Source organism: Alteromonas sp. ABM1_013, from assembly GCF_056160505.1.
Genome location: NZ_JBSWXH010000002.1, coordinates 792,225 through 811,174, shown reverse-complemented (window position 1 = coordinate 811,174; position 18,950 = coordinate 792,225). Strand labels below are relative to the sequence as shown.

The 18,950-nt window shown below is 44.6% G+C and carries 19 protein-coding genes; 6 read left to right on the top strand and 13 right to left on the bottom strand.

What is annotated here, in order from left to right; all coding sequences use genetic code 11:
- Positions 1 to 63 precede the first annotated feature (63 nt).
- The gene (locus tag ACXAGK_RS08130; RefSeq protein ID WP_118493376.1) at positions 64 to 579 is read left to right on the top strand and encodes an FKBP-type peptidyl-prolyl cis-trans isomerase; all 516 of its coding nucleotides are present in this window, start codon (positions 64 to 66) and stop codon (positions 577 to 579) included.
- Positions 580 to 646: 67 nt separating this feature from the next.
- Here ACXAGK_RS08130 and ACXAGK_RS08125 read toward each other — a convergent pair whose 3' ends face one another.
- Positions 647 to 985, bottom strand: a complete 339-nt coding sequence (locus ACXAGK_RS08125) for a P-II family nitrogen regulator (RefSeq protein ID WP_012517511.1) — start codon at positions 983 to 985, stop codon at positions 647 to 649.
- A gap of 2 nt (positions 986 to 987) precedes the next feature.
- Positions 988 to 1,824 (bottom strand): ammonia-dependent NAD(+) synthetase, encoded by an 837-nt coding sequence (nadE, locus tag ACXAGK_RS08120; protein WP_474855509.1) that lies wholly within the window; start codon positions 1,822 to 1,824, stop codon positions 988 to 990.
- 459 nt (positions 1,825 to 2,283) lie between these two features.
- Here nadE and ACXAGK_RS08115 point away from each other — a divergent pair, with 459 nt between their 5' ends.
- Positions 2,284 to 2,865 carry a GspH/FimT family pseudopilin gene (locus ACXAGK_RS08115; RefSeq protein WP_474855507.1) on the top strand — a complete coding sequence of 194 codons (582 nt, stop codon included), beginning with the start codon at positions 2,284 to 2,286 and terminating at the stop codon, positions 2,863 to 2,865.
- Positions 2,866 to 2,938: 73 nt separating this feature from the next.
- On the opposite strand, the gene ACXAGK_RS08110 is transcribed toward ACXAGK_RS08115, so the two are convergent.
- Positions 2,939 to 3,331, bottom strand: coding sequence for a prepilin-type N-terminal cleavage/methylation domain-containing protein (locus ACXAGK_RS08110; protein ID WP_474855505.1), 393 nt, complete (start codon positions 3,329 to 3,331; stop codon positions 2,939 to 2,941).
- A 78-nt stretch (positions 3,332 to 3,409) separates the two neighbouring features.
- Here ACXAGK_RS08110 and ACXAGK_RS08105 point away from each other — a divergent pair, with 78 nt between their 5' ends.
- Genes ACXAGK_RS08105 through ACXAGK_RS08090 form a run of 4 tightly spaced genes read left to right on the top strand, consistent with a single transcriptional unit; the run spans position 3,410 to position 5,852 of the window.
- Positions 3,410 to 3,964: a GspH/FimT family pseudopilin gene (locus ACXAGK_RS08105; protein ID WP_474855503.1), complete on the top strand. Its 555-nt coding sequence runs from the start codon at positions 3,410 to 3,412 to the stop codon at positions 3,962 to 3,964.
- Positions 3,958 to 4,602 (top strand): potassium:proton antiporter, encoded by a 645-nt coding sequence (locus ACXAGK_RS08100; RefSeq protein ID WP_474855501.1) that lies wholly within the window; start codon positions 3,958 to 3,960, stop codon positions 4,600 to 4,602. The genes ACXAGK_RS08105 and ACXAGK_RS08100 overlap by 7 nt, the downstream gene beginning before the upstream one ends.
- A complete protein-coding gene (locus ACXAGK_RS08095) occupies positions 4,592 to 5,524 on the top strand; it encodes a hypothetical protein (RefSeq protein WP_474855500.1) in 933 nt (310 codons plus the stop codon). Before ACXAGK_RS08100 ends, ACXAGK_RS08095 begins: the two co-directional genes overlap by 11 nt.
- Positions 5,511 to 5,852, top strand: a complete 342-nt coding sequence (locus ACXAGK_RS08090) for a hypothetical protein (protein WP_474855498.1) — start codon at positions 5,511 to 5,513, stop codon at positions 5,850 to 5,852. Before ACXAGK_RS08095 ends, ACXAGK_RS08090 begins: the two co-directional genes overlap by 14 nt.
- Positions 5,853 to 5,900: 48 nt before the next feature.
- Here the strand turns inward: ACXAGK_RS08090 and ACXAGK_RS08085 are convergent, their stop codons facing one another.
- From ACXAGK_RS08085 to ribF, 10 genes are all read right to left on the bottom strand, one after another.
- The gene (locus ACXAGK_RS08085; RefSeq protein ID WP_474855496.1) at positions 5,901 to 6,365 is read right to left on the bottom strand and encodes a type IV pilin protein; all 465 of its coding nucleotides are present in this window, start codon (positions 6,363 to 6,365) and stop codon (positions 5,901 to 5,903) included.
- Between the two features lie 2 nt (positions 6,366 to 6,367).
- Positions 6,368 to 10,435, bottom strand: coding sequence for a PilC/PilY family type IV pilus protein (locus ACXAGK_RS08080; RefSeq protein ID WP_474855494.1), 4,068 nt, complete (start codon positions 10,433 to 10,435; stop codon positions 6,368 to 6,370).
- Positions 10,436 to 10,443: 8 nt separating this feature from the next.
- Positions 10,444 to 11,007, bottom strand: coding sequence for a PilX N-terminal domain-containing pilus assembly protein (locus ACXAGK_RS08075; RefSeq protein ID WP_474855492.1), 564 nt, complete (start codon positions 11,005 to 11,007; stop codon positions 10,444 to 10,446).
- Positions 11,004 to 11,861 (bottom strand): PilW family protein, encoded by an 858-nt coding sequence (locus ACXAGK_RS08070; RefSeq protein ID WP_474855490.1) that lies wholly within the window; start codon positions 11,859 to 11,861, stop codon positions 11,004 to 11,006. Before ACXAGK_RS08070 ends, ACXAGK_RS08075 begins: the two co-directional genes overlap by 4 nt.
- On the bottom strand, positions 11,858 to 12,508 hold the full coding sequence (gene pilV, locus ACXAGK_RS08065; RefSeq protein ID WP_474805774.1) for a type IV pilus modification protein PilV: 651 nt from the start codon (positions 12,506 to 12,508) through the stop codon (positions 11,858 to 11,860). Before pilV ends, ACXAGK_RS08070 begins: the two co-directional genes overlap by 4 nt.
- 436 nt (positions 12,509 to 12,944) lie before the next feature.
- Entirely contained in the window at positions 12,945 to 13,889 is a 945-nt protein-coding gene (gene ispH, locus ACXAGK_RS08060; RefSeq protein ID WP_474855488.1) for a 4-hydroxy-3-methylbut-2-enyl diphosphate reductase, read from the bottom strand.
- Positions 13,890 to 13,891: 2 nt separating this feature from the next.
- Positions 13,892 to 14,359, bottom strand: coding sequence for an FKBP-type peptidyl-prolyl cis-trans isomerase (gene fkpB, locus ACXAGK_RS08055; RefSeq protein WP_474805770.1), 468 nt, complete (start codon positions 14,357 to 14,359; stop codon positions 13,892 to 13,894).
- Between the two features lie 14 nt (positions 14,360 to 14,373).
- A complete protein-coding gene (lspA, locus tag ACXAGK_RS08050; protein WP_474805768.1) occupies positions 14,374 to 14,922 on the bottom strand; it encodes a signal peptidase II in 549 nt (182 codons plus the stop codon).
- A complete protein-coding gene (gene ileS / locus ACXAGK_RS08045; protein ID WP_474855486.1) occupies positions 14,915 to 17,734 on the bottom strand; it encodes an isoleucine--tRNA ligase in 2,820 nt (939 codons plus the stop codon). The genes lspA and ileS overlap by 8 nt, the downstream gene beginning before the upstream one ends.
- Before the next feature lie 269 nt (positions 17,735 to 18,003).
- Entirely contained in the window at positions 18,004 to 18,924 is a 921-nt protein-coding gene (gene ribF / locus ACXAGK_RS08040; protein ID WP_474855484.1) for a bifunctional riboflavin kinase/FAD synthetase, read from the bottom strand.
- Positions 18,925 to 18,950 lie beyond the last annotated feature (26 nt).

Genomic DNA, 18,950 nt, shown 5'->3' with positions numbered 1-18,950 from the left:
CAGTTTACTGCTGCATTAAATTTATTGCCCTTTTTTTATCATAGGGCCAAGATAGGATTTGTTATGACAATTACTTCTGACAGCGTTGTAACGCTACACTACACCGTATCTACCGAAGACGGCACAACGCTAGACTCTTCAGAAGGTAAATCGCCGCTAGTTGTACTTTTAGGTCGTCGCTTCTTAATTGAAGGACTAGAAGATGCACTTATTGGTAAATCAAAAGATGACAGCTTCAACGTTTCTGTAAACCCTGAGAAGGCTTACGGTGAACGTTCTGATGAACTCGTTCAAACCGTACCTCGCTCAATGTTCGATGGTATGGACGTTGAAGTTGGTATGTCTTTCCGCGCCACTACCCCGCAGGGTGAGCAATCTGTGATCATTATCGAAACAACTGACGAAGAAGTTGTTGTTGACGGTAACCACCCGCTAGCAGGCATTCCGTTGACGTTCGATGTAACGGTTGTGGACGTGCGTGAAGCGACGAAAGAAGAGCTTGAGCACGGTCATGTGCATCAGGAAGAGAGCAGCTGTTGCGATCCGAAAACAGGCGAATGTTCAGAAGATAAGCACTAAATTGTGTTGAACGTATCAAAAAGGGAGCCGCTGGCTCCCTTTTTCATTTTCGAATAGTACGGTTAATTTATATAGCGTCTTCGTTTTGTTCGCCGGTACGAATACGCACAGCGCTTTCAACGCTGTAAACGAAAATTTTTCCGTCACCTATTTTGCCCGTTTTAGCAGATGACTGAATGGCTTCTACCGCTTGTTCAACGCGGTCATCATCTAGCACAAGCTCAATTTTGATTTTAGGTAGGAAGTCAACTTGGTATTCAGCACCACGATAAAGCTCAGTATGACCTTTTTGGCGGCCAAATCCCTTCACTTCAGATACTGTCATCCCTGCGATACCGACTTCAGCTAGCGCTTCCCTAACATCGTCCATTTTGAACGGTTTAATGATAGCTTCAATTTTTTTCATGACTACAACTCATCGTAAATTGTTGGAATTGGTACACGTTTGTGTTGCGTACGCTCATAAATATAGAGCAATTTCTCTTCCACTTCTGCAGAAACCGGCTTGCCTTCCAAAAAGTCATCGATTTGGTCGTAAGACATGCCTAGCGCTTGCTCGTCAGCTTTTTGTGGCGACAGGCTTTCTAAATCAGCGGTTGGGGCTTTGGTGATTACATTATGCGGTGCACCTAAATGGGCTGCTACTGCACGCACTTGGCGCTTGCTTAGACCAAATAAAGGCGCTAAATCGCACGCTCCGTCACCGTACTTAGTATAAAACCCTGTAATATTTTCAGCCGAATGGTCTGTACCTAGAACAAGTCCATCAACCATTCCCGCAATTTCATACTGAATAACCATACGGGTACGCGCTTTGACATTGCCTTTAACGAAGTCCTGCTTCGCTTCGCTTTCAGGAAGAAGGTTGGCATTAGCAAGCGCTTGTGAAGTAGAGGCGTGAATTGCGTCTGCGCCTGGTTTAACGTTCACCGCTAGCGAATGGGAGGGCTGAATAAAATCAATAGATTTTTGCGCATCTTCTTCGTCAGCTTGAGTCTCATAAGGTAAGCGAACCGCAATGAACTGATAGTTTTCATGATGTTCATCATTTAGCTCGTTCACTGCTAACTGTGCTAACCGACCCAAAGTACATGAATCAATTCCCCCACTAATACCTAATACCAGCGAATTCAAACCTGAGGTAAGCAACTGCTTTTTGATAAAAGATACTCGACGTGCAACTTCATATTCGACGTCAATTTCAGGCAGCACTTTCATTTCATCAATAACTGCTTGTTTTTGCATTGTAATATCCACGTATTTTTGAGGCGTCCTGGAGCTCGATTCTACGACAATATCACTTCAGATGTTAGTGGTATCCTCGCATCTATTTGATTTACCGTGCGCTTACTGTACAAAAGAAAGCGCATCGGATGTTTATTTTATTGTTTTTGAGCGTAGGCATCGGTTGTGCGAAATAGTTAACCGTAAGGCGTATGGTCAACTATGCGATATCACGGTAAAACATACCTTTGCCACTGTATTTTAGTTTACCCTAAAAAATAGGCGAGTAATGCATATTTATGGCGTAGTATCATTACATCGAAGATAGAATAAAAGAATAAATTGTAGGTGAATAAGGTTTTTGCTCAAGGCAAGCCCCAGAAGCTCAGACAACCTAAAAGCAATCGCTTTACCTGCGGTTTGTATGGCGTAACTCATTAATGAAGATTTAAAAAAGTTCGGGAAAATAGCAGTCTCAAAATGACAAGAACAAGATTGAAAAAATACCCAAAAGCCTTTGTTAATCAAAAAGGTCTTACACTGCTGGAAATGTTGGTCGCCGTTGCTGTGCTGGCGATTATTCTTACTACTGTCGCGCCCAGTATTCAAAGCGTTCTTATCAAAAATAGAATCACTTCAGATATAAATAATTTAAGTGCCGTAGTGCAGCGGGCTAGGTTCACCGCGGTAGATGAGCAAGCTAGTGTGGTTTTGTGTCCAACAGAAAATTACACTGCCTGCACCAGCAGCTGGAAAAAAGCAAAAATGGTATTTGTTGATGCCAACGGCAACGGTAGTCGCGACAATACCGAGGCGCTTATTGTCGCAAGCGATCCGCTGAACTCGGCAAATACTATCTACGGAGTAACAGGAAGCTTAACTTTTGATGAGCAAGGTGCAATCGATACGGCAGCAACAATTACCTTGTGCCCAAAGGATAACGATACCGACTATGCCTCTGCCTTGTTACTTTCGCTATACGGACGAATTTCAGTAGCTGTAGACAGTGACGGCGATGGTAAAAAAGAAGACTTAGATGGCGATGCGCTAACTTGTAGTTAATAGCCGCAGTTAATTCCTGCACTTACCAACCGAAGTTAGTATACGCAGCTGATAAACTGGGCTGATTACTCTATTACCAGCATTCTTTCGGGGCCAACGAGGTTTCACTAATTTTTAAAACCCTACAACTGTCATTTTGCTTTTTAAAAAATAGCGTAGCTGCCACTTCATATTCACCACTTTGACTCATCGTTTGTGTAATGTTGACTTTGTCGATATTGGCTTGAGGCAGTGAGGTTATCGGTAGGTAGACACCTGACTCTAACCAACTTCTCGACTGTATTGACTGTATTGATAACAAGTACGCTTTAACTTGATTTACTTGGCTTAATTGCCAGATTGAAATCATCGCTGTTGTAGTTGCTACACTTAATACACTAACTATAGCCAGCACAGCTAATACCTCAACCAGCGTAGTTCCTGCCTTAGTTATTCGATTGTTTAACCCAATGCCATTCCCTTCCATGGTACAGCTTTCTCTCGTTAAGTTTTTCAGTACATTAAGCCTATCAATTTAGCACTGTCACTATTACTGGACTTACGCATGGCTTTTTTTGAACAAAGAAATGAAAAAAGAGAAAACAATAGGTACAAGCGCGCTTCAGGCATGTCGCTTATTGAATTACTTATCGTGATAGGTATTACAAGTATATTGTCGGTTAGCGCAGTTCCGTCATTTCAAACGTGGCTAGAACGAAACGATTTTAAACATTTCGCGTCGCAATTAGCCAACTCAGCAAAGCAAGCACGTATTTATGCACTTACTCAAAAAAAGCCCTTTTACCTAATCACAAAATTTGAAAATGCGAATTGCGTAATAATCAGTGACGATGAAAACTGCACCTGTTCAACATACCAGAACTGTGCGCTAGATGACGCCGCGTTTTGGGAGCTTCCAGCAAAATGGAATTCAAAGCTAACCACGTTAAACGCAAAAGACAAAACTGTAGCTTTCAATCAACAGGGTACGCTTAATTTCGGCAGCGCCACCACATTTAAGTTGTCCAGCGATCATTTTTCCGCCAAAGTCACTGTTAGCCCGCTGGGACGCGTGAAGTTATGTAGCGAACAGCACATTACAGGCGTCACAGCATGCTAGCCCTCGCAAAGCCATTGAACGGCTTAGGTGTAGATAAGATTGGCGGCTATAGTATTACAGAGCTCATGGTGGCCTGCACGTTAACAGGCATACTGATAGCGGCTATAACGACCTACAGCGTGCAGTCTCACGTTAGTTTATCATCGATTCAACACGCAACCGCAATAGAAGAAGACGCCCGTGCACTGCAGGATACTATTTCACGGCATTTAAGCAGGGCTGGATTTATTGAAAATAGCAGCACGCTTGCGCCATTTTTAACTCTCGCCAATGCCCCTCATACAATGGCGAACGTTGCCCTTGGTCACCGAGCTGGTGAAACAGCAAATAGCTGCATCACGTTTTCTTATGACAGAAATCGTAACGGCATTATAGCTACAGCGCAGGACGAAATGTTTGGATATCGACTAAACGATAAGTCAATTGAGTACAGAGTTGGAGGAAAAACCTGTACGCAAGGGGGGTGGTTTGACTTAACCGACCCAAATACGGTCGAAGTGACACAATTTTCCGTAAGCGTATTACACAAAAGTAGCTGGGGCGCGGCTTATGAAATCAATTTAAGCATACAAAGTTTGGTAAACCCAAACGTAGTAACAAACAAAACATTCGTGGTGGAGGCGGTTAATGAAAGATAAAGAGATAGTGAAATGGAAGCCCGTCACCGCATGCACACAAAACGTTAAGTGTAACTCTTACTTTTTAAAAGCGAAGCAACAAGGTATGGCGGTCCTCGCGATTGTTGCCATTCTCCTAAGTGTAGTGACTTTTACTACCATAATTACCTCGCAAAACGTTCAGCAGTACTATGCCATACAGAAAATCAGACAAGAAACGGTGAGCTCTCACTCGCAATTGAAAAAACACTTCAAAAAAGTAGCGACAGCCCTTCGAACGGAAAGTGTTTTAACGGCATTAAACACAACAAATCAGCCTTTTCTATCAACCACAGTATACGAAGAAAGCCTTACGGGGGTTGGACATCAGCCGCTGACCAACTACGAAGTAAGCGTTTCTCACAATGCAGAAAACATTAAATATAAAGCGAATTTTCTTCGTTACCCTGCCCTTCTGAGGCTACCCACCGTAGCTCAGCTATTTTCATGGGATGGCCAGCTAACCAATTGGTTGTTTAATCGCAATTTAGCCGAACTAAGTGCCGCATTTTTTCCAAACAGTGTGACAGCTTCCCATTGTTACAACTTGGTGGAAGCCACCGTCTATTGGATAAATGGTGACTGCGTTTTATCCCATAGCGACCTAACGCATACATCGAGTTCGGCCCCTGTATTGTTAATTGTGATGGATGGCGATCTTACTATAAGTGCGAATACTCATTTCTTTGGGCTGATCATCGTTCTTTCCACAACCCCTTCTACTCATGAACTACACCTTGCACATTCGAGTTCAATTAAAGGCGCATTCGTATCTAATACTCAGTTGCAAACGCAGATTAATGGCGTGTTAATGCCTTCAGCGCAGGTGCTTAGTACTTTGCAGGCGGGCTCTGAAATGGCGAAAATAATCCCTGTTCCAGGAACTTGGTATGACAACAATTAAAAAGCCCCAACAAAAAGACTTCAGAAGCGTATTGTCAGTAAAGCCTCAAACCGCGCGTGATGATAATAGTGATAGCTCAAACGTTAGTGTTGTGAATAAAGGTGGAGTGCTAATAGAGGTGCTCATAGCGCTTTTGATTTTTATGACCTCTAGTGCTTTTCTACTTTCAAGCGAAATTAAAACACGAGTGCTTTGGCAGGCAACGTTAAAGTCACAAGACGAACAAACACAACAGTTAAATGCTGCTAGATTAACCTACACGCAGGATAACCTAGATCAACGCTGGGAGGATATAGCCGTTTTTGGTATTCCGACAATCACACCTTAGCGCGTTATAATTCGCCAAGGTGCAATAATAAGCTGCATCAGTTAAGCTTTAACAAGACCAGCAATATTCACCGGTTTCAAGAGAGCCATTATTGTTTTTGTCCCACCCTTTTCTACCATCACTGAAGTAGTAAAGGGTACCATCTGACCCTTGACCTGTTCCCGATACAGGGGTCGCTCTCAATTCGTAATCGGTTACGCCGGCAGATTGAATAGTTAGATTATAACGGCGATTAGCCGCGGGCTCTGATGAGGGGGAGTGTGTTGCAAAAATAGAAGGCGCTCCTGTATCGCCTCCGCTTGCGCCTGCACCTTTGTAGCTAAAAGAACCGCTATGATGACGCTCCATCGCGGACGCTAAGCCTAACAAATCAGCCTGACCTGTACCGCGGTATCCATCAGCAATAACCCCCTGATAGGACGGATAGGCAATGGCCGCGATTATACCGACGATAGCCACTACTATCATCAATTCGATAAGTGAAAATCCTTGTAACTGTTTTTTGAACTTCATGGTTACTCCCTTTCTGTTTCTGAGTGCCAGCTTCCTCGCTGAATACGTTCGAATCGCCCGTAAATGTTTTCAGCTAAGCACTCAAAAGCACTGTTGCAAGCTTCGTCATTACCATCCTCATCGACCTCAATCACCGCAGACACACACTCAGTACCTAAACATACAACCGGGCTAACGATATCTTCAATAAGTATTTTGGTTTCAGGTGCAATACCCGTTTGCTTTAACTCAGCAACACGATCATCACCATTCACATCACCATCATTATTCACATCTGTGACAGCATTGCCATTGAACATACTAACAAGGTACGCACGACTGTTTCCGGTAGGCGGTGCGCAAGCGCTGGTACTGCTTACGGCCGGAACATAGGTGGTAAAGAATACTTTGTAGTCAATGATAAGCGGAGAAGACAGCACTTTCTCTCCATTCGTCGTTAAGTTCAAATACCAGCCATCTTTATTGGCGAACTCTGCTGTCGCCAGCACACGTTCGTTTTCATCACTGCTATTTAGCGCGTGACTGGTAGCGTTGTACATTTTATTTTCGGTCACTGTAGTCATGTACGTGTATTTGCCGTTTTCATCACGTTTGAACACACCGCTATCTTTAAGCATGTAGAAGTTGTCTTCCACTACGGTATCAAGTGGAGATGCACGCCACCCGCTACCCAGCGCTACGGCATAGTATAATTCATCACCTAAAGCGATTTCTGTTACATCCGGCCCATAGTAAAAACGGCGATTGGTTTCTTCGGTATCGCCACCGAAATCTGCAATACGTGCACCTTTTATAAAATTAGAGCCAGTCTCTCCATTATAGATGTCCAGACGAAATAGTTGGCCTCCTGTATCAGCAACATACATGTGGTCGGCTTCACCATCATTATCCCTATCGATAACGGAAATGCGCCCCGGAATACTGTAAGTCATATTACTTAGATCAAGATCAGAATCTTCATTACTGGCGTGCCAAAGCAAGCTTCCAGTATCAGCATCAAACATGTAAACGGCATTACCAACTACATCGTTAGCTCTTATCGAACGATCATCTTGAGCGTCGTCATAACCGCCCCCAACAATCATCACGTTTTTAACTTCACCACCCATATTTACTTTCGTAATGGTTGGCCTTGACCACGTTTGGCCCAACTTAGTTAAATCACCTTCACCGCCAGTGAGTTGATACTTAAGCTTAGGCGAGTTTTTCGCTGTCACATCAAAAACATAATAGTTACGGCCACCTCTACGCATGCCAACATAAAGATACATTTTGTTATCCACGGTTCGCAGAACCATATCGCCATCTAGCCCATACTCGTGGTTCAACGAAGGGGTATCTTTGTAGAAGTGATGTAGATTTTGTAACAGCTCTTTCGGCATGATGGCAAAGTTTTCTTCGCCAGTTTCTGTATCAAATGAATGAAGCATCCCTTGGTTAGTCGCGACAAAAATGGCTGAATCATTAGTACCGTAATTCACAATAATAGGCTGTGAATGAATGGGGTCACCCATTTGGGTTCTGTAATCACTCGTACTGCCATTACCATTGCTGTCTTTTACATCAACACCTCGAGCCCATTTTAGAATAGCCTCTCTTAGGTCTTCAGCGTCGGTCTCATTTTGGATAGCGAGATCTTCAGTCGTAATAGAAGAGTTATCTTCATGAAGTGCATTGTCCTCATCCACAATAGAACCCGTTCCGTCAAACACATAAATGTTGCGGTTTGACCCCATACGACTTGCGGCGCCACCTTCGCTCACCTCACTGCCGTCAGCGAGTGTTGACCAATAGCTATGAGAATTCTCAGCGAAGAACCCGGTTTCGCTATCTACGGCACTATGGCTGTTCTTATCGAGAATTTCGTCGCCACTCAATCTGTAGCGCTTCAAGTTACCAGGCCAAATTGCGCCTTCACTAGGCTTAAACAGTGCGAAATAAAGCTCATCTCTATGCGTAAGACGGTTTAACTGGTTCACTGCAACACCGGGGGAAACAAACGTAGCATTCACATCTTTTACAGAGCGTAATATGGTATTGAATGCTTCGAGTAAATCAGTGCTGTTGTCCGCTTGATAGAAACCACCACCACTTTGCAGCGCAAGTTGGTTGAGGAAGTTATTAGCAGTATTGTTCGCTGCAAACCCAATGGTATGGGTAATGACTCTAGGCCCAATTACAGAGGTAGAGGCATCGCTGATGTTTTTAACCAAGTCAAGGCCACACTTTTCGCCGCCACTACCGGTGCAGCTTTGACCTAATAGGGTCTGAATTTTAGAAACACTATGGTTGTTATTCGCTTCACCGTCAGAAAGCAATACTATATGGTTGTTGGTTTGACACTGTAAGTCGGACACTGGCGAAATGTAGGTTGCAGGAGTAGGAATTTGCTCTGTAACACAATCGCTGTCAGATAGATTATCTTCTGTACACCCATAAGGTAGTATAGAGTCTTCACCAATATAAGAGCTACGATGGCTTACCCTAGTGCTTTTTCTAACGGAGTTGCTAACACCATTCTCACCACGTTTACGGCCATAATCTACACTTCGGCCGCCATAGTAGTTTGTCGCCTCTAAGAGCGTATCTACAATGGGTGTAAAACCATTGGCGCTCAATTCATCTATTTTACTGACTAAGTGCTCACGTACAGATGCTGTAGCGCCAGGCGTGGCTGCACCGTTAAATTTAACTATAAGCTTTGGCGCTTTAGACGGTGAGTTATAGGTGTGCGCTCCACGGTACGACACAAAATCGTCCATCACAAACGCCATATCATTGCCTGATTCCCACCCTGAACGGTCGACGATTTGCTTAACAATACTGCTTATGTCAGGTGTTCTGTAACTATAGTTATTATAGAAGTCAGGCATCGACCAAGTAATACCTGAGGTTTTTGGCAGATTTCGCAAGCGATAGCGTTGGTTTGGATGAAAGTCTGACGCATCATCGTCGGCGACACCGCGTATACGCATACTAGGGTTGCCATAAGTTACAGTACTGTAGGCGGTAAACTCAAGGTACGCCTCTGCTATTTCAGCGCCTTGTGGAATATTTACGTTTCTAAACCTTACCCCTATGTAGTCGTTATACGAAGGATGAAATGTGAGTTCGCTCCCTGTGTTCGGGTAGCCATTTGTCGCTTCTTCAGAGTTATCTTTCGAGTTGCCAACCTGATAAATACCCTCACCTTGCACACATCCCGTCGCCGTAGAGTCATCGTATGACACGACTAATTGCGGGGCTCCGCTTTGCCCTACATCACTTGCTCTTACTTCTCGACCGCTAGCGTTATCCGAACTTGAGCCTTCGATCAGGATATTTAGGTCTTTTCCGCCACACCAAGCAGACAAGTCCACAACTTCTTGTATTACTGCACTAATATCCGGTGTGGTAATAACCTCGCCTGAGGCGGGAAAGCTATTATTAGTCAACCATTCGACATTAGCGGCTGTCTTGGTTCGGTCGCTAAGATTGTTGCTGCTTGAAGAAAACTCGGTACTGGATGCAGATGCTTCTGCTGAAATGACAAGAGATGTGCCTGCAATATTAAACCTTTCAGAGGTAAGGCGAATGTTAGCACTAACAATGGTGGCCCCTTGCGGTATGTTTAAATCGGTAAAGCGCAGACCAGAAGTTACCGTTTGGGTGCCACTACTTAATATCAAGTCGTTGCTATCTGTCGTCACACTACCATTTATTTCATGGGCATCATGGTTATCGTCGTTAGTTGAAACAATAATTTCAGGGCGCACAGCATCGTCAATATTACGTATCGGATAAAGAATTGGCCCGCCATAATCAGAAAAGCGCATGAGTCCAGCATTAATATTTGTGGCAGAGCGTAGCGCGTCCTTAAGCGCGTTTTGTACACGGAGCATCCTGGTCTGACTGGTGTTATCGTAAGACCCCATACTCCCCGATGAGTCCATAATAAAGAGTACATTTGGATTATAGGTAACCGCGCTGCTCGCGTTCCCTAAATAAATATCAAGGTCATCGCCGAAGGCAGAAAATCCAATACAGCTAAACAGCGTAATCGAAGCAAGGTAATTTGTTATTTTTTTCATCATAATACCTATTGTGAAGCCGGGCCAAAAACGGATGCAGCTAAGCTGTTAGCTACCACTGTGGACTTACCCGCAACTTTTCCGCAGCCTCTGATAATAAATACGTGGCAGTTAACATTACTTCCACCAATTACATTGCTTGACCCTCTGCAAGCTTGTTCACGAATAAATGCTGTACGCGACCAGCTTTTTGAAGAAGCCTCGCTTTGATAAGTACCATCTGTAATATGCCTATCACCAGGGGCTAAACCGCCTTCAGTCATGTATCTATCAGTCCATTGGTTTTCATCAAAACAGCTCATTGTATCTGCATCAGGGTCAAAAATAGTGCCTTGCCTTGCTTCTGAAAGTGGATCCGTTTTTGCTGTGTCAGTAAGCAAAACCTCATCTTCGGATTCGAAAAAAACACCGGCAATTGCGGCTTCAGCCGCGTCGAACGCTAATCCACTTTGCTGCATAGACACGGCCATTTTTGATTGAGACAAGCTGCTCGTTACAGCGCTTACGCCTAAAACTGTAATAGACAGCAAAACAAGTAGCGCAAATACCATGACTAAGCCTTGCTGTTTCATTTAGAACTCCTGACAAAATTCTTCATATTTCTTAGAGCCAAGGTCTTCGAAAAGACTTGATAATAGTGATCGGTCGTCATTGTTTTTGACGCTTCATTCAAAAGCGCATATTTTTGTGCCTGGGTTTGCCGCACTTCATTTTGGTAGCTTTTAAGCATAATGGCCCATCGTAATGACACCACTTGTTGGTTCAGCGCCCTTAAATTATCGATCTCATCGGCAGTGACGTAAGTAACGGCCTGACCATTAGAACTTATGATCACGTCTGACACACCAAACTGCACTTGAAAACTTTCTACGTTATCTAGCAACGTGACCGTAATAGGGTCAACCGATTGCGATTTAATGCCAAGTAAAACGCGTCCATCGTAACCGGTACATTTTAGTGTGCTGCCACTTACAAAATAATGATTAACAACGTGAAATTCGCGTCCAGCATAGCCATGTGAGTTTCCGGTACAATCTTCGTGATTCAAAAGACTCACAACGAGTTTATCGCTGCCACCGCTGGTTGTCTGTACACTACCCAATGCGGTTTTAGTAGAAAAGTCACCGGGTAAGGCAACAGGATGATTTTCGACATAAGCAGCTTCAGCAACAATATCAACAGACGTATCGACATCGGCGACAATTTGGTCGTAACGACCTACTTCGTAAAACTCCGCCGACAAGCGGGACATAATAAAGCGCCCAGACTCTTGAACTTGGGCTACCGCTTGATTAACTTTATTGGTAACACTTGAACTGACCAAAACCTGAATAACCGCACCAGAAATAATCAGGCCCAGCGTCAAAGTAATCATTAACTCTACCAGTGAAAAGCCGTGTTGTGCTCGTTGACGATAGCTCTTCATAGCGTCACATCCTTAAACACACATCCATTGCTGTCACCTTCGGCTTCGTTGCAGCGCGAATTTAAATTATATTGCTGGTTGCCAGAGGATGAGACGGGCCACATGAGCAAAATTTCCACACGGGACCCAGGGCTACAACTGTAAGTGTCAGCGTTATTATTATCAGTACAAGATACCGATACTGTTGTTTGCGGATTGGTTTGCACCGCTGAGCAAGATAATGCCCAGCCGTCATATTTGGCCATTTGAGTTTCGGTGCAAGATTGCCCTTCACAATTGGGAATAGCTGCAGGTCTCGTTAAACAGCAGCTGTAGTAAGGCTGAGAACCATTAGCACAACTTAAACCTGAAAAATTATAGGTTGTATCTGCGAAATAGTCGTTATTTGCTACCATGCCGTCGCCCACGGTTGCAGGGCGGGCTGCGGCGCGTAATCGCTCTGCTACTTGTGCGGCTACCATTTCCGCTTGCGTCCTGCTTATGGCGTCTTTATTAGCAAAAGAGCCGGTAAACTGCAGCGCAGCAACACCTAGTAACCCTACCGCTAGAATAAATAGAGTAATCAAGATCTCTATAAGACCTACACCGCGTTGGGTGCAGATTGTGCTTCCTTTCACTGGGTTTCTCGCCACCTTTTTAACTCTCATCACTTTTGCCAAAATTGAAACGTAAGAATGGGTGTTATCACCAATTTAGTATAGTAAGACAAAAGCGCATTACACTGGGTATCATTGGTTATCAAAACGTATAATTTTTAGCTATCTAAAAGGTTACAAACTGGCGATTAGCGTTGCGCTAATTTCTTCGGAACCGGCGCACGAACACTTTCACAGTAGCGTATATAAAAATCCCGCCTTCACAAGCAGAGGGAACACTACAGTAGTTTTAAGGCTTCACTTCCGCCAAAACTACTGCTGACCTTTTACCATAAACAAGTAGCTAAATTCTTTTAGTCGCTTAACCTCGTTTTGATTTAAGGTATTATTATCTATCCGCAAGTCGTTGAATTTCCAGTAGACAAAAGCATAAAAAAACACCGCAACAAAGTGCGGTGTTTTTTTGTGCTTTGATAATGTAGCAAGTTTAAACGACTTGCTTGACTCGCAATTCTTTAGGAACAGCAAATTCCACATTCTCTTCGCGCCCAGCACGCTCAGAAGCTGAAACCGCGCCCCACGCTTTGAGCTTGTTTACCACACCCTGCACTAAGACTTCAGGGGCAGATGCGCCAGCGGTAACGCCAATGTGCTCTACGCCTTCTAGCCACTCTTCCTGGATGCAATTAGCGTCGGCAATCAAATAAGCTTTAGCACCAATTTTTTCAGCCAATTCACGAAGACGGTTCGAGTTTGAGCTATTCTGTGCCCCAACAACCAACAGAACCTGACAGTCTTGTGATAAGTCGCGCACAGCGTCTTGGCGATTCTGTGTTGCATAGCAAATATCGTCTTTTCTCGGACCGTTTATTTTGGGGTACTTAGCGCGAAGGGCGTCGATTACATCGGCGGTGTCATCAACAGATAACGTAGTTTGGCTGCAATAATAAAGGTTGGTCGGATCTTTAACTTCAAGCGTTGCCACATCAGCTTCAGATTCAACTAAATAAATACCGCCCTCTTCATTGCTGTACTGACCCATGGTACCCTCCACTTCAGGGTGACCAGCGTGACCAATCAAGATGCATTCAGTGCCCGTTTTGCTAGCACGAGTAACTTCCATATGCACCTTTGTAACCAGCGGGCAGGTTGCGTCGAAAACCTTAAGACCACGATTATCTGCTTCTTTTCTTACCGCTTGCGACACACCGTGCGCCGAAAAAATTACGATACTGTCGTCTGGCACTTCATGCAGCTCATCCACAAACAGTGCACCGCGCTCGCGCAGCCCGTCTACAACGAACTTGTTGTGTACCACTTCGTGGCGCACATAAATTGGCGGTTCGAACATTTCTAGCGCACGCTCAACTATGGTAATAGCTCTGTCTACGCCCGCACAGAAGCCGCGAGGGTTAGCTAAATGAATTTGCATAACTAATTTCCACCTTGTGCTGAAGCGCCAGGTTTAACATCGATGATTTCTACATCAAAAATAACCGTCTGACCCGCTAACGGATGATTGAAGTCTACCGTTACTGAATCGCCAGCAGCGCTTCGAATAATACCCGGAATTTCCGAACCATCTGGCTGCGAAAATGCTAGAATCATGCCTTCTTCTACTTGTAAGTCAGCACCAAAGCGACTTCTATCCATATAGTGAATATTGTTAGGATCTGACTGGCCAAACGCATCTTCGGGGCCTAATGTGAATGACTTTTTGTCGCCCTTTGCTAGCCCAAGTAAACACGCTTCAAAATTTGGTGTTAGGCTTCCGTCACCCATAACCATTTTTGCAGGTTTGTTGTTTACACGAGTGCTGTCTGCAGCAGAACCGTCTTCAAGTTTTAAATCGAAGTGAAGAATAACTTCGCTATCTGCGCCAATTACTAAAGAATCTGTCATAACCTTTCCGAATACTACTTAATGGTTTCGCTACTTTTCGTGCCGCTTGCTTGCACGTCAGCGCTTTTTTCTTCACTTCTTTTATCGCCATTTTTAAACATGTCGATGATGAGTAAAGCCGCGCCTATAAATATGGCGCTGTCGGCTATATTAAACGCAGGCCAGTGATAATTGTTTACGTAAAAGTCTAAAAAATCGATGACATAACCGTGAACTAAACGGTCGTAAACGTTTCCTAATGCACCACCTAAAATAAAGGCAAACGCAACGGGCAGCATTTTTTGCGAACGAGGTGACTGCTTCAGCCACCACAAAATCACTACACTTACTACGACAGCGATGGCAGTGAAGAACCAACGCTGCCAACCACCTGCATTTTCTAGAAAGCTAAATGCGGCGCCGTAATTATGTACGTAAGTAAAGTTAAAAAACGGCAGTACCTGTATAGACTGATACAGTGACATACTGTCGATAACCGTGTACTTACTCCATTGGTCGAGGATAAACGCAATCGCGCTTATCCATAAGAAACGCAACCCCGTTTCGCGAAAAAGCTTAGGCATAGTGGCGCTCTTCTCCATCACCGTCAATGTTTGTCACACAGCGACCACATAACTCTTCGTGACCTTCATGCGAGCCTACATCTTCACGGTGATGCCAGCAGCGCACGCACTTTTCACCGCTTGCTTTATTAACGCTTAGCCATAAACCTTCAACGTCTGTGGCTTTCGCGTCAGACGGAGCTTCATCGACTTTGGTTAGCGAAACGCCCGACGTAATAAGCACGAAGCGAAGCTCGTCTTCTAGTTTAGCGAGTACGTTGTAAAGAGACTCGGTAGCATAAAGCGAAATGCTCGCTTCCAGTGAGCCACCTAGTTCGCCATCTTTACGCGCTTGCTCCATCGCCTGGTTTGCCGCGTCTTTTACGCTTAGCACTTGATGCCATAGAGCATCGTTAAACGTATCGCTTTGCGTGAAGTTATTAAACCCTTCGTACCAGGTTTCAGTAAATACAAACTCACTACGCTCGCCAGGTAAGGTTTCCCAGATTTCTTGCGCAGTAAAGCTAGTAATAGGCGCCATCCAGCGAACCAAGGCTTCAATGATGTGATACATGGCCGTTTGGCATGAACGACGGGCTAGACCATCTGCTTTAGCTGTGTACTGGCGGTCTTTAATCACGTCTAAATAGAATGAGCCCAGTTCAATTGAACAGAAGTGCGTAAGCTTCTGTGACACTACTAGCAAGTCGTAGTTGTCATACGCTTCGATAAGCTCTTCTTGAAGTGCCTTAGCACGAGCAACAATCCAGCGGTCAAGGGCGACCATATCGTCTTCTGCAACCGCATCTTTAATCTCAAAACCATTAAGGTTAGCAAGCAAGAAACGTGCGGTGTTACGTACGCGGCGATAGCCATCGGCAGCACGCTTTAAAATCTCATCCGATACAGCAATTTCACCGCGATAATCAGTAGATGCTACCCATAGACGAAGGATGTCTGCGCCTAATTTGTTAGTCACTTCCTGAGGTGCCACAACATTACCTACCGACTTCGACATTTTTCTGCCGTGGGCATCTACCGTAAAGCCGTGGGTTAGCACTTCTTTATACGGTGCGTGACCGTGCATGGCTGTTGATGACATAAGCGAAGACATAAACCAACCACGATGCTGGTCGGAACCTTCAAGGTATAAATCGGCAGAGGCCGGAATATCGTCGCGACGGTCTACAACAAAGTAGTGCGTTACGCCTGAGTCAAACCAAACGTCTAGGGTATCAGTCACTTTTTCGTAGTTGTCTAATTCGCTTCCAAGCAGTGCTGCATCATCGAGGTCCCACCACGCTTGAATGCCTTTAGCTTCAACTTCTTGTGCCACCTTTTCCATCAATGCTGCAGACTCAGGATGAATTTCACCAGTAAGTTTGTGCACATACAATGGAATAGGCACGCCCCACGTACGTTGACGAGAGATACACCAGTCTGGACGACCTTCAACCATTTTCTCAATGCGGTTTTGACCCCAGTCTGGGATCCACTTGGTTTGCTTAATTTGTTCAAGTGATTCAGCGCGAAGGCCTTTTTTATCCATGCTTACAAACCACTGAGGCGTAGCGCGGAAAATAATTGGCGTCTTATGGCGCCAGCAGTGCGGGTAGCTGTGCTCGTATTTTACGTTTAAAACGAGGTTGCCCTTCTCCTTTACCGTTTCGATAATTTCATCGTTAGCTTTAAATACAAACTTGCCTGCAAATAACGGGGTGTTTTCAAGGTATACACCATTGTTACCTACCGGATTATAAACTTCGATATCGTATTGCTTGCCAACGTTGAAGTCGTCAACACCATGGGCAGGTGCGGTGTGTACACAGCCAGTACCAGATTCTGTAGTAACGTGGTCGCCTAGAATCAGTGGTACTTCAATGTCTAAGAACGGGTGATTAACTTTAAGCTTATCAAGTGCTTCACCGGTACAGGTTGCCACTTCACGGAAATCTTCTACGCCGTAACGGTTCATACAGCTTTCAAGCAGGTCCTGCGCTACTACCAACCATTCGTTTGATGGCTGAACTTCAACAATTGCATAAGTAAGTTCAGGATGTAAGCTAATTGCACGGTTGGCAGGTAACGTCCACGGCGTGGTAGTCCAAATAACAACACCCGCTTTGTGAGCGGTTAAATCAGCTTCAGACACGCCAAACGCTTCTGCAATAGCCGCCACATCAGCCACGGGGAACTTAACGTCGATTGCCGGTGATACTTTGTCTTTGTATTCAACTTCTGCCTCAGCAAGTGCAGAACCACAATCTGTACACCAGTGAACAGGCTTAAAGCCTTTTTCTAAATGGCCTGAGTCAACAATTTTGCTTAATGCACGAATGATGTCGGCTTCAGATTTGAAGTCCATGGTTTTGTATGGGTTATCCCATTCACCAAATACACCTAAACGTTTAAAGTCAGCCATTTGGCCGTCAATTTGCTTTTGTGCATATTCGCGACACTTTTGGCGAAATTCAGCCGCAGTAACTTTCTTACCTGGCTTACCTACTTTCTTTTCTACCATCAATTCAATCGGCAAACCGTGACAGTCCCACCCAGGAACGTACGGAGAATCGAAGTCAGAAAGGTTTTTCGACTTTACAATAATGTCTTTAAGAATTTTGTTAACCGCGTGACCAATGTGAATATCGCCATTCGCATAAGGAGGACCATCGTGAAGAATAAATGGCTTTTTGCCTTTTTTCGCTTCACGAATTTTGCTGTATACCCCTTTTTCCTGCCAGTCTTTAAGCATTTTCGGCTCGCGCTGAGCAAGGTTACCGCGCATTGGGAACGCAGTTTCTGGAAGGTTCAGTGTGGCTTTGTAATCACTCATAAAATTGTATTATCCGGTTACCTTAATTTTCACCCAATGCACTAACACATTGTGAAGGCGATATTCATTTTGCGATGTTCAAATTAAAACGCTGATTGTAAAAGGTTCAACGTAAAACTGTGTGTCGTTCTCACTAGCGCAAGACCGACGTTGTATGTTCTAGCAAAGCGACTTGCTTACGCGTTTCGCGAACAAGGATCCACGTTTAAAAAATCGAGCTCAATAAAACTAATACGCGCAGAAACTTTTCGTGACTTTATCACGTTTAACTATGCTAATAACAGACGCGCTTGTGCTGCATCTGCTTGGATTTGATCTTTCAACGCCTCAAAAGAATCAAATTTAATTTCATCTCTTATTTTTTCCATCGGAAACACCGTAATAGGCTTGCCGTATAGGTCAGATGACAAATCAAAAATATGGACTTCCAGCTGGTTTCTTACCCCGTTAACAGTAGGACGGGTGCCAATGTTGGCAACGCCGTTATAATGTTTTCCATCTACGTCAACACGCACTGCGAACACGCCGTGAATGGGCGTTTTTTGGCGTTTTAGCATGACATTCGCGGTGGGGAAACCAATGGTGCGACCTTTTTTCTCGCCGTGAACCACCCTGCCGTGAATAGCAAACGGGCGCCCTAGCATTTCGGTAGACAGACCAAAGTCGCTGTCAGCCAGCGCTTCTCGCACCGCGGTAGAGCTTATTCGATGGGCATGCATGGTAAAACTGTGGGTGCTTACTACTTCGAAACCGTATTGGCGACCTGCCGCCTCAAGCATTTCGAAATCCCCTTTACGACCATTGCCAAAACGGAAGTCGTCACCAACCACTAGAAATTTAACACCCAGTTTGTCCACCAATAAATCGTGGACAAACGTGTCGGCACTTTGTTTTGCAAACTCAGCGTTAAAGCGCACAGCAAGCAGTCTGTCGACACCTTGTTGACGCAGCAATTCGTACTTTTCACGAAGAGGACTAATACGCGCTGGCGCCTTTTCAGGCATAAAAACTTCTTCAGGCTGCGGTTCAAACACCATCACGGTGGCAGGAAGTGATAGCGATTTCGCTTTTTCAAGCACATTAGCTAGCACAGCTTGATGACCACGGTGTACACCATCGAACTTACCGATAGTGAGCACACACCCTTTGTGATGAGGTTTTACATTGTTTAGCCCGCGGATAAATTCCACTGTTAGCCACTACCTTTTAACTGCTA

What these genes read in the sequence shown, in the direction of transcription:
- ACXAGK_RS08130 (WP_118493376.1), top strand. Translation starts at nt 64, where the DNA reads ATGACAATTACTTCTGACAGCGTTGTAACGCTACACTACACCGTATCT.
- fkpB (WP_474805770.1), bottom strand. Translation starts at nt 14,359, where the DNA reads ATGACAGATTCTTTAGTAATTGGCGCAGATAGCGAAGTTATTCTTCAC.
- nadE (WP_474855509.1), bottom strand. Translation starts at nt 1,824, where the DNA reads ATGCAAAAACAAGCAGTTATTGATGAAATGAAAGTGCTGCCTGAAATT.
- ACXAGK_RS08085 (WP_474855496.1), bottom strand. Translation starts at nt 6,365, where the DNA reads ATGAAGTTCAAAAAACAGTTACAAGGATTTTCACTTATCGAATTGATG.
- ACXAGK_RS08080 (WP_474855494.1), bottom strand. Translation starts at nt 10,435, where the DNA reads ATGAAAAAAATAACAAATTACCTTGCTTCGATTACGCTGTTTAGCTGT.
- ACXAGK_RS08095 (WP_474855500.1), top strand. Translation starts at nt 4,592, where the DNA reads ATGAAAGATAAAGAGATAGTGAAATGGAAGCCCGTCACCGCATGCACA.
- ACXAGK_RS08090 (WP_474855498.1), top strand. Translation starts at nt 5,511, where the DNA reads ATGACAACAATTAAAAAGCCCCAACAAAAAGACTTCAGAAGCGTATTG.
- ACXAGK_RS08125 (WP_012517511.1), bottom strand. Translation starts at nt 985, where the DNA reads ATGAAAAAAATTGAAGCTATCATTAAACCGTTCAAAATGGACGATGTT.
- ACXAGK_RS08075 (WP_474855492.1), bottom strand. Translation starts at nt 11,007, where the DNA reads ATGAAACAGCAAGGCTTAGTCATGGTATTTGCGCTACTTGTTTTGCTG.
- ACXAGK_RS08070 (WP_474855490.1), bottom strand. Translation starts at nt 11,861, where the DNA reads ATGAAGAGCTATCGTCAACGAGCACAACACGGCTTTTCACTGGTAGAG.
- pilV (WP_474805774.1), bottom strand. Translation starts at nt 12,508, where the DNA reads ATGAGAGTTAAAAAGGTGGCGAGAAACCCAGTGAAAGGAAGCACAATC.
- ACXAGK_RS08105 (WP_474855503.1), top strand. Translation starts at nt 3,410, where the DNA reads ATGGCTTTTTTTGAACAAAGAAATGAAAAAAGAGAAAACAATAGGTAC.
- ACXAGK_RS08110 (WP_474855505.1), bottom strand. Translation starts at nt 3,331, where the DNA reads ATGGAAGGGAATGGCATTGGGTTAAACAATCGAATAACTAAGGCAGGA.
- ACXAGK_RS08115 (WP_474855507.1), top strand. Translation starts at nt 2,284, where the DNA reads ATGACAAGAACAAGATTGAAAAAATACCCAAAAGCCTTTGTTAATCAA.
- ileS (WP_474855486.1), bottom strand. Translation starts at nt 17,734, where the DNA reads ATGAGTGATTACAAAGCCACACTGAACCTTCCAGAAACTGCGTTCCCA.
- lspA (WP_474805768.1), bottom strand. Translation starts at nt 14,922, where the DNA reads ATGCCTAAGCTTTTTCGCGAAACGGGGTTGCGTTTCTTATGGATAAGC.
- ACXAGK_RS08100 (WP_474855501.1), top strand. Translation starts at nt 3,958, where the DNA reads ATGCTAGCCCTCGCAAAGCCATTGAACGGCTTAGGTGTAGATAAGATT.
- ispH (WP_474855488.1), bottom strand. Translation starts at nt 13,889, where the DNA reads ATGCAAATTCATTTAGCTAACCCTCGCGGCTTCTGTGCGGGCGTAGAC.